Consider the following 8304-nt stretch of genomic DNA (forward strand, 5'->3'; position numbering starts at 1 on the left):
AAACGATTAACAAAGCGAAATAGTGGCATGAACTTAATTGAAGTAATAAAAAGACTCAATCCAGTGGTGCGCGGCTTTGTAAATTATTTCAGTATAGCCAATTGTAAACGAGTGCTAAATTTGTTGGCAAGGTGGGTGAGACGACGATTAAGGGCAATTCAGTTAAGGTTGTGGAAAAACCCAGCGAGGTTGCATAAGCGACTAAAACAATTAGGGAAAAAGCCGCCATTTAAGTTCATCAAAATGAACTCATGGCGAAACTCTCTAAGTCCATTATCGAATGTAGCGATGCCAAACCAATGGTTTGAGGAGCAAGGTTTATATTCAATGGAAAAAGTAAGTACAGGATGGCTTGCTCAATCGGCGTTTAGAAAATAAGCCGAAGGGATAGAAGAATACAGGAGCCGTATACGAGGCCCGTACGTACGGTTCTGTGAGAGGGATGAGGCAAAAGCCTCACCCTACTCGATGTTTGTGCTTTTGATATTATTGAGGCGTAATTCGACGACAGGGTGGTTGTAGGTGGCTTTTGATCTCGCTTACAGCAATAAATATTACAATAATACTTATAGTTTTTGCTTGTAAATTAGTCAGTTAAAGGCGATTTAAAACAAATTTATATTTTTAAGAAATAATTCCTAATTAATAGAGCGAAAAAAAATATAATGTGTTAATCTTACCTTGCTTTGAGTTTTTATGTATTGAATTTACGGATATTGTGCTGCGTTTAAGGTTACCGGTTAGGTTATTACTTGTTCCTGTACTGTACCTCCATATTTTTGAGCATTGACTCAGGGAGGATATTGCCATAATAATATGGCTGAATTTTAATTATTGACTTACAGGAAAATTTAGTATGTCGGTTACTGGTAAAGTAAAGTTTTTCAACGAAGCTAAAGGCTTTGGTTTCATTGAACAAGAAAATGGTCCTGACGTGTTTGTACATTTCAGCGCAATCACTGGTTCTGGTTTTCGCACTCTTAGCGAAGGTCAAGCAGTGACATTCAGCATCAAACAAGGTCAAAAAGGCCCTGAAGCTGAGAACGTAGAAGCAGCATAATTTATTATGTGAACTCTAGTTCATCTTGGTGAAGCAGGTTTCTGTTTCACCATAATTCCCCTTCCTTAAATCTATTTATTTCATACCTCAAATTCTCCTTTTTTTAAACTTAAAAAACTACTCAAACATTCTATCTTTGCAAAGCTAAACAACTAATAATCTAACGGACAAAACAATCCTCTAATACTTTTAAAAACCATTCATAAGAATTTATTCAATGGGCCTGATACCAGCTTAAATAAAATCGATGCTCAATATCAATCCATGCAAATTCTGTTTCAAGCTTACTCTGTGTGACGAAGGCTACTCATTGATAAGGGCTTCTAGGTGCTTCTATTACTTTATTATGTGAACGTAAAGCTTCATTTATAGTGTATTACTAATAAAGTAGGGTAACTCTTCATGATTAACTTAATTACTGAATTAACCTTAACGTTAAAATAGTATTAAAGAATACTTTAAAGCGGTAAATACAACCTGTTTAATTATCAAAAGCTTTTATGCTGCTAAAAGAAATGCATTGTTGAGTTTATTATTACTATTTATGGAAAAACATGTTTTAAAATAGTTTTAAAAGTAACGTATATAAAGCGTGAGTATCCGATATTAAATATTATCCAGTGTTGTTTTTTTGTGCGACAAATGGTTTGTTTTTTCAGATGAAGTGTAACTGAGGTGATAAAACACGATAAAATCGTGTAAAAAATAACTTTTGTTATATCAATTTATATTTTTTTTAGTTTTTTTTCAGTGCGAATTCAGCTTTAGCTAAATGTTGCAATAATGTTGTTTTATGTCAGTGCAATGCGAATAAATACACCCCTTAAAAGGCTTTAATAGAAATATTAAGAAAAAGCTTCGTTGCAATAATGTTAACTGTTGTGGGCTGGTACTTTCGTTTAAGCATTAACTTAGCTATTTATTTACTGAGATTAGTAAACATCAAGTTGACAGCGCTAATTGCATTTAGCATTATTGGAAGGTTGATATCTATTAAAAGATATCAGGGTTGTTCTCCTCGGAGGATAATTAAATTATAAAAGTAACATTACTTAATTGGTTGGGAACTATGTCTGTTAAAATCAGAAAGAGTCTTGTAGCAACTGCGTTGGTTGGCGCATTTGCATTTGCAAGCAGCAATGTGATTGCAGATCCTTTGAATGACGTGCAAAAAGCAGGTCAACAAATTCAAAAGGCTGCGGTTAAGTCTCAAACTAAAATTGACAATGTATATGGTCAAACTCAGGAGCTAATCGCTGAGTACCGTAGCGTTGTTGATGAGACTGAACTTATGAAAGTGTATAACGATCACGTGTCGCGCTTGGTTGATAGCCAAAACGCTTCAATTGAATCGTTTGATCGTCAAATCGCGACTATTGATAACACTAAACAAAACGTTGTGCCTTTGATGTATCGCATGATCGATACGCTTGAGCAATTCATCAAAGCGGACGTTCCATTTAATCTTGAAACGCGTTTAGGACGTGTTGAAAGACTACGTGAGATCATGGTTTCTGCGTCTGTAACGACGTCTGAAAAATTCCGTCAAGTACTTGAAGCTTACACTATTGAAACAGCATACAGCTCTCTTGTATCTGCTTCACAAGGTACTCTAGAAGTTGATGGTAAAAGCATTAACGTTGATATCGGTCAGTTAGGTCGTATCACTTACGTTGCTCAGTCTTTTGACTTGAAACATGCTTGGGTGTGGGATAACAACACTAAACAGTGGAAAGAATTAGGCGAAGAATACCTAAAACCTGTTAAAGAAGTTATTCGTATGGCGCGTAAGCAAGCGACATTAGAACTTGTTAAACTACCTATCTTTGGCGCGGAGTAATCAATAATGAAGAAACTATTTAAAGGTTTTGCTGTTGCAGCAGTACTAACTGTTTCTGCAGGTACCGCGCTTAATGCACATGCAAATACTGGAGCTCTAGATAAAATTCTTGAGCAAGTAAAGCAAGAGCGTATCTCTGAAGGTAAAATCAATAAGCAACGTGAGCAAGAGTTCTTATCAGAACGTGCTGACAAGCAAGCATTACTTAACAAAGCTAAAAGCCAACTTGCTTCTGAGAAGTCTCGTGGTGAAAGCTTAACTAAGCAATATGCACAAAATGAAAACACGTTAGCTGAAAAAGAAGCAGCTCTTCAAAGTGCTCAAGGTACTTTGGGTGAGATGTTTGGTGTTGTACGTCGTGCAGCTCAAGACGCTATCGGTTCTATCGAAGCATCACTAGTTAGTGCTGAGAAACCTGGCCGTGCAGAAATCTTACGTTCATTAGCTGCTGCTAAAGAACTTCCAACTGTTCGTGAACTTGAAGAACTTTGGATTTCACTTCAAACAGAAATGACTGAATCAGCTAAAGTTTCAACTTTTGAAACTGAAGTTGCTGGTCTTGACGGTAACCCGTCAATGAAGAAAGTAACGCGTATCGGTAACTTTAACTTAGTTACAGACGATGGTTACTTAATTTATTCACCAGAAACTAAGTCTATTCAGCCTCTAGGTAAACAGCCTGATAGCTATATTTTAGACGGTATCACTGATCTTGAAAATACATCACCAGATAACTACGCTGGTGTTTATATCGATCCGACTCGTGGTGCTATCTTACGTATCAACACTCAAAAAGCGACACTTATGGAATACTTCCATCAAGGTGGCGTAGTTGGTTATATCATTACAGCTTTACTAGCTTTAGGTATGCTAATTACTCTAATTCGCTTTGTTGACCTTACACTTACTACTAGTAAGATTAAGAGCCAGCTTAAAAATGTTGCTACACCGAATACAAATAACCCACTGGGTCGTATTCTTAAAGTGTACCATGACAACAAGAACCAAGATGTTGAAAACCTTGAGCTTAAACTTGATGAAGCGATTCTACGTGAAACGCCGCGCATCGAAGCTGGTATCAACATAATTAAGATTCTTGCTGCAATCGCACCGTTACTAGGTCTACTAGGTACAGTAATCGGTATGATCTTAACGTTCCAAACAATCACATTGTTCGGTACGGGTGATCCGAAGATCATGGCAGGTAACATCTCTCTAGCACTTGTAACTACAGCGCTAGGTCTAATTGCTGCATTACCACTAATTCTACTTCATGCTCTTGTAGCTGGTCGTAGTAAGTCGGTATTACACATCCTTGATGAGCAAAGCGCGGGTATCGTTGCTACTCACGCGGAGAAGGAGAAAGCCTAATGCTAGTCCTGATGGAGATATGGGAATCTATCAGGGATTTTGTTGGCACAGGCGGCCAGGTTTTATACGTGGTCGCGATAGCACTCTTTCTGATGTGGGTTTTAATGATTGAGCGCTATTGGTTTCTACTTGCAGAGTTTCCTCGCACAGCGAAAGAAATTGTAGCAAAGTGGGATGCCCGCCAAGACACTACGTCTTGGTACGCACACAGAATCCGTGAAGCATGGATTTCTGAAGCGTCTGAAAAATTAGATCAGCGTATGTTGTTGATTAAGACATTAGTAGCTGTTTGTCCTTTAATAGGCTTACTTGGTACTGTTACTGGTATGATCTCGGTTTTTGAAACCATGGCCAACCAGGGCACAGGTAACGCACGTTTAATGGCATCAGGTATTTCAATGGCAACAATCCCAACAATGGCTGGAATGGTTGCGGCACTATCTGGAGTATTTTTTAGCTCACGTCTTGAGACAAAAGCTAAAATGGTGAAAGCCAAACTTATTGATAGTATGCCTCATCACTAGAGAGAGAATTAAATATGGCACGTAAACAACGTTTTCGTGAAGAAGAAGAAGCAGCGGTTGATATGACGCCAATGCTTGACATCGTATTTATCATGCTTATTTTCTTTATCGTAACTACATCGTTCGTTAAAGAGGCTGGTATCGAGGTCAATAAACCAAAAGCTGCCCAAGCTACTAAGCAAAAAAATGCTAACATTTTTATTGCTATTCGTAGTAACGGCGAAATCTGGGTTGATAAACAACAAATTGATGTTGAACGTATTTCAGCAAAAATCGAAAGTTTATTAGCAGAACAACCTACTGAAGTTGTGATTATACAAGCTGATAAAGAAGCTAAACACGGCACAGTGGTTAAAGTTATGGACCAGATTAAAGCGACGGGTGACAACCTTAGAATTTCAATAGCTGGAGATCAGTAATGATTCGTTTTCTGTTTTCACTGATTGCAGGTGGGGCAGTTACTTTCGGCTTGTTCTACTTCATGGCCTTCCTCATCTCTGGTGGGGCTGACCGTAATACGGAACAAAAAGAGCAGATCATAGTCGAAATAATGACGAATCCGCCTGAATCTAAGGTGCAGGAGAGGAAGCGTGTACCGCCTCCTCCTCCTCCACCGCCAAAGCAGCCGCCTAAACCGCAGCCGCCACAGCCGGAAAATAATAATCCAAACCCTGGTGCTATGTCATTTAACATGGGTAGCATTGATGTTGGTAGTTCAGCTGGTGGACTAAGTGGTCCTGGTGCATTTGGACGAGATGGTGATGCGACACCTATCGTTCGTATAGAACCAAAATATCCAACGCAAGCAGCACGTGATGGCAAAGAAGGTTGGGTACAACTTTCATTCACAATTGATGAGTTAGGTGGAGTAACTGACGTTGAAGTAATTGACGCAGATCCAAAACGTATCTTTGACCGTGAAGCTAAACGCGCACTGCGTAAGTGGAAGTACCGTCCTAAGATCATTGACGGAAAACCACAGAAACAACCAGGTTTACAAGTTCAATTAGACTTTAAACTTAACCAAGGCAACTAAGGAGGCGAGTAATGAGAAATTTTTCTAAAGTAACTGCTCTTGCGATTCTTATGTCTGTGTCGGGTGCTACTTTAAGTGCATCTGTTTTAGCAGCGCCAGATTACGCAAAGATTGAAGAGCGTAAAAAAGCAAAAACTAAAATCATGGGCGAGCGTACTGGTAAAAAGGTAATTAAAGCATTTGACTTGTACAACGAAGAAAAAGTTGATGAAGCAATTGTTTTGCTTAGAGAGATTGAACCTTCGAATGACTTTGATAAAGCGACCGTAAATCGTTACTTAGGTAGCATGTACGCTCAAAAAGAAAAGTATGACGAAGCGATTAAGTACTCTAAGCAAGCAGTTGCCCCTGATGTTTTAAACTTTGCTGATCAAGAACAAACTCTAAAGCTGTTAGGTGATTTATACGCTGGCACAGAAAAGTATCAAGAAGCCAAAAAAGCTTATGTTACTTGGATGGATTTTACCGGTGAAGAAGATCCTACAGTTTACACGCGTATTGCCCAAGCTAACTATCAGTTAGAGCAATTTCGTGATGTTTTTGAACCAGCAGATAAGGCAATTAAACTTCAAAAAGAACCTAATAAAGGTCCTTACCAATTAAAACTGGGTGCATACTTTGAACTTAAAGATTATGCAAACATGGTTAAGATTGGCGAAGAGATTGTTCGTGTATGGCCTGATGATAAAAAAGCTTGGGTTAGCTTAGGTAAATATTACCTACAAACCGAAGACTATCAAAAAGGTTTAGCAACGATGGAAGTTGCTTACAAGAACGGTTACTTTGAAAATGAAGTTGAGTATAAAGTCTTATCTAACTTTTACTCTCTAAACGAGATCCCTTTTAGAGCAGCTGTAACGCTAGAAAAGGCCGTTAAGAGTGAAAAAGTAAAACGTACAAAGCAGAATGTTAGCGCGATTGCTAGTAACTATCATCGCTCTAAGGATCTAGAAAAAGCTGCTAAGTACTACGAAGAAGCTGCTAAATTTGATGACGACGCTGAACTTTACCGTAAAGCTGGTTCATTACTTTTACAATCTGAAAAATTCAGTGCTGCTGTTGTTCGTTTGAACAAAGCATTAGAGCTTGGCTCTGACAAAAAAGGTACTATTTATTCAGATTTAGCTGAAGCGTATTACTATCAAGGTAAGTATAAGCAAGCATATGCTGCAATTACTAAAGCTATGGATGACCCTCGCACACGTAAGTTTGCAAAAGGTTGGTCTACATATATTAAAGATAAAGCCGCTCGCAACGGTGTTAAAATTTAATTTTAATTAGCTAAAGCAACTTATAAAAAGCCCCTCTGGGGCTTTTTTTATTGGAACTACTATGTATAAAAAGCTCTCTTTTTCATTACTGCTGTGCTTATTTTTAGCTGCATGTTCAAAGCAGCCTCAACCTTATGAGTCATTTGAAGACGCACAAGTTGCTTTAAAAACTTTAAACATGACACTTGTACAACCAGACGCTAAAAAAATCGATAGGATTACTAAAGAGCAATTGGTATTTTCTGATGCGTATTTAGTTAAACGTCATACTATTTATCAGAACCTAATGGGTATGGAGCTTAATCTCAATCAAATTGCACAAGTAAACTACTTGGTTATTGCAGAGCGCTTTCCTGAGCGCTATTTTAATTGGCCGGCTCAAGTCGATGTATTAAAAAACATGCTTGCTTTTGAGGGGTCAAAAAGTACGCCGGATAATATTATTACTTGGCTTAAGTTAACCCAAGATACGCTAGACAGTGCTAAACAAAGCAATTTAAAGCTGAATAAAATTGAGCTCACACTACTACAAAGCTATGTATTGAGTGCGATAGGTAGTAATGACGTTCAACCAGCGCTTAAGAGTCATATAAGAGCTTTTAGCGATTATTTAACTAGTTATAAGCCTAGAGGTAGTGTTGGTCTGAGAGGCCTGCCAAATGGGTCACAGTGGTATCAGAGCAAACTAAATTACTTTAGTGGCGAAGTACATTCACCGCTAGAGTGGGTTACTATTTTAAATGAAAATATAAAAGTATTAGATCGTGTTGCATTCGACAGTAAATTGTCTATTTCTCATAAAAAATCGTTTTTAGTGCAGTATCTATCGGATGAAAAATTAATTGAAGGGCTTGATTGGCAGGCTGATTATCAAGATTTACCTGCAATGGCGAGCAATATGAACATGTCTGATAAAGATAAAACATTGATGCTTGCAATGATGGAATCAGATATTGGCATTCATTACCATGCGTGGACTTTGCCACAGGCGAAGGTAAACCTTATGAAACGCTTAGAAATCACCCAAGAAGAGGCTCAATATTTAGTTGAAGATATAATACTTTACCCAGGGCAATCATTTAGCTTTATACAACAAATTATATAATGATTTGAAAGTGCGCTTATTGTGCGCACTTTGTACACCGTTGGGTTGCGGGGTCTAGTTCAAGTGATTTGGCTGGTATTTTTTCTTCACAGTCGCA

The 8304-nt window shown here is 38.1% G+C and carries 9 protein-coding genes; all 9 read left to right on the top strand.

Going from position 1 to position 8304, the window contains the following annotated elements:
• The coding region (locus tag L655_RS0120335; RefSeq protein WP_029752211.1) for a group II intron maturase-specific domain-containing protein at positions 1-378 on the top strand (378 nt) is incomplete at its 5' end.
• Positions 379-856: 478 nt separating this feature from the next.
• Complete coding sequence (locus tag L655_RS0120340) at positions 857-1060, top strand: cold-shock protein (protein ID WP_002961702.1); 204 nt, start codon at positions 857-859, stop codon at positions 1058-1060.
• Between the two features lie 1069 nt (positions 1061-2129).
• The gene (locus L655_RS0120345; protein WP_024590812.1) at positions 2130-2900 is read left to right on the top strand and encodes a DUF3450 domain-containing protein; all 771 of its coding nucleotides are present in this window, start codon (positions 2130-2132) and stop codon (positions 2898-2900) included.
• 6 nt (positions 2901-2906) lie between these two features.
• Positions 2907-4271: a MotA/TolQ/ExbB proton channel family protein gene (locus L655_RS0120350; protein ID WP_024606112.1), complete on the top strand. Its 1365-nt coding sequence runs from the start codon at positions 2907-2909 to the stop codon at positions 4269-4271.
• Complete coding sequence (locus L655_RS0120355; RefSeq protein ID WP_002961709.1) at positions 4271-4795, top strand: MotA/TolQ/ExbB proton channel family protein; 525 nt, start codon at positions 4271-4273, stop codon at positions 4793-4795. Before L655_RS0120350 ends, L655_RS0120355 begins: the two co-directional genes overlap by 1 nt.
• A gap of 14 nt (positions 4796-4809) precedes the next feature.
• Complete coding sequence (locus L655_RS0120360) at positions 4810-5214, top strand: biopolymer transporter ExbD (protein WP_007583867.1); 405 nt, start codon at positions 4810-4812, stop codon at positions 5212-5214.
• Complete coding sequence (locus tag L655_RS0120365; RefSeq protein WP_007583869.1) at positions 5214-5831, top strand: energy transducer TonB; 618 nt, start codon at positions 5214-5216, stop codon at positions 5829-5831. Before L655_RS0120360 ends, L655_RS0120365 begins: the two co-directional genes overlap by 1 nt.
• An 11-nt stretch (positions 5832-5842) precedes the next feature.
• On the top strand, positions 5843-7102 hold the full coding sequence (locus L655_RS0120370) for a tetratricopeptide repeat protein (RefSeq protein ID WP_010553387.1): 1260 nt from the start codon (positions 5843-5845) through the stop codon (positions 7100-7102).
• Positions 7103-7163: 61 nt separating this feature from the next.
• A complete protein-coding gene (locus L655_RS0120375; RefSeq protein ID WP_024606113.1) occupies positions 7164-8207 on the top strand; it encodes a hypothetical protein in 1044 nt (347 codons plus the stop codon).
• Positions 8208-8304: the final 97 nt, after the last annotated feature.

The organism is Pseudoalteromonas sp. TAE79 (genome assembly GCF_000498015.1).
Taxonomy (GTDB): domain Bacteria; phylum Pseudomonadota; class Gammaproteobacteria; order Enterobacterales; family Alteromonadaceae; genus Pseudoalteromonas.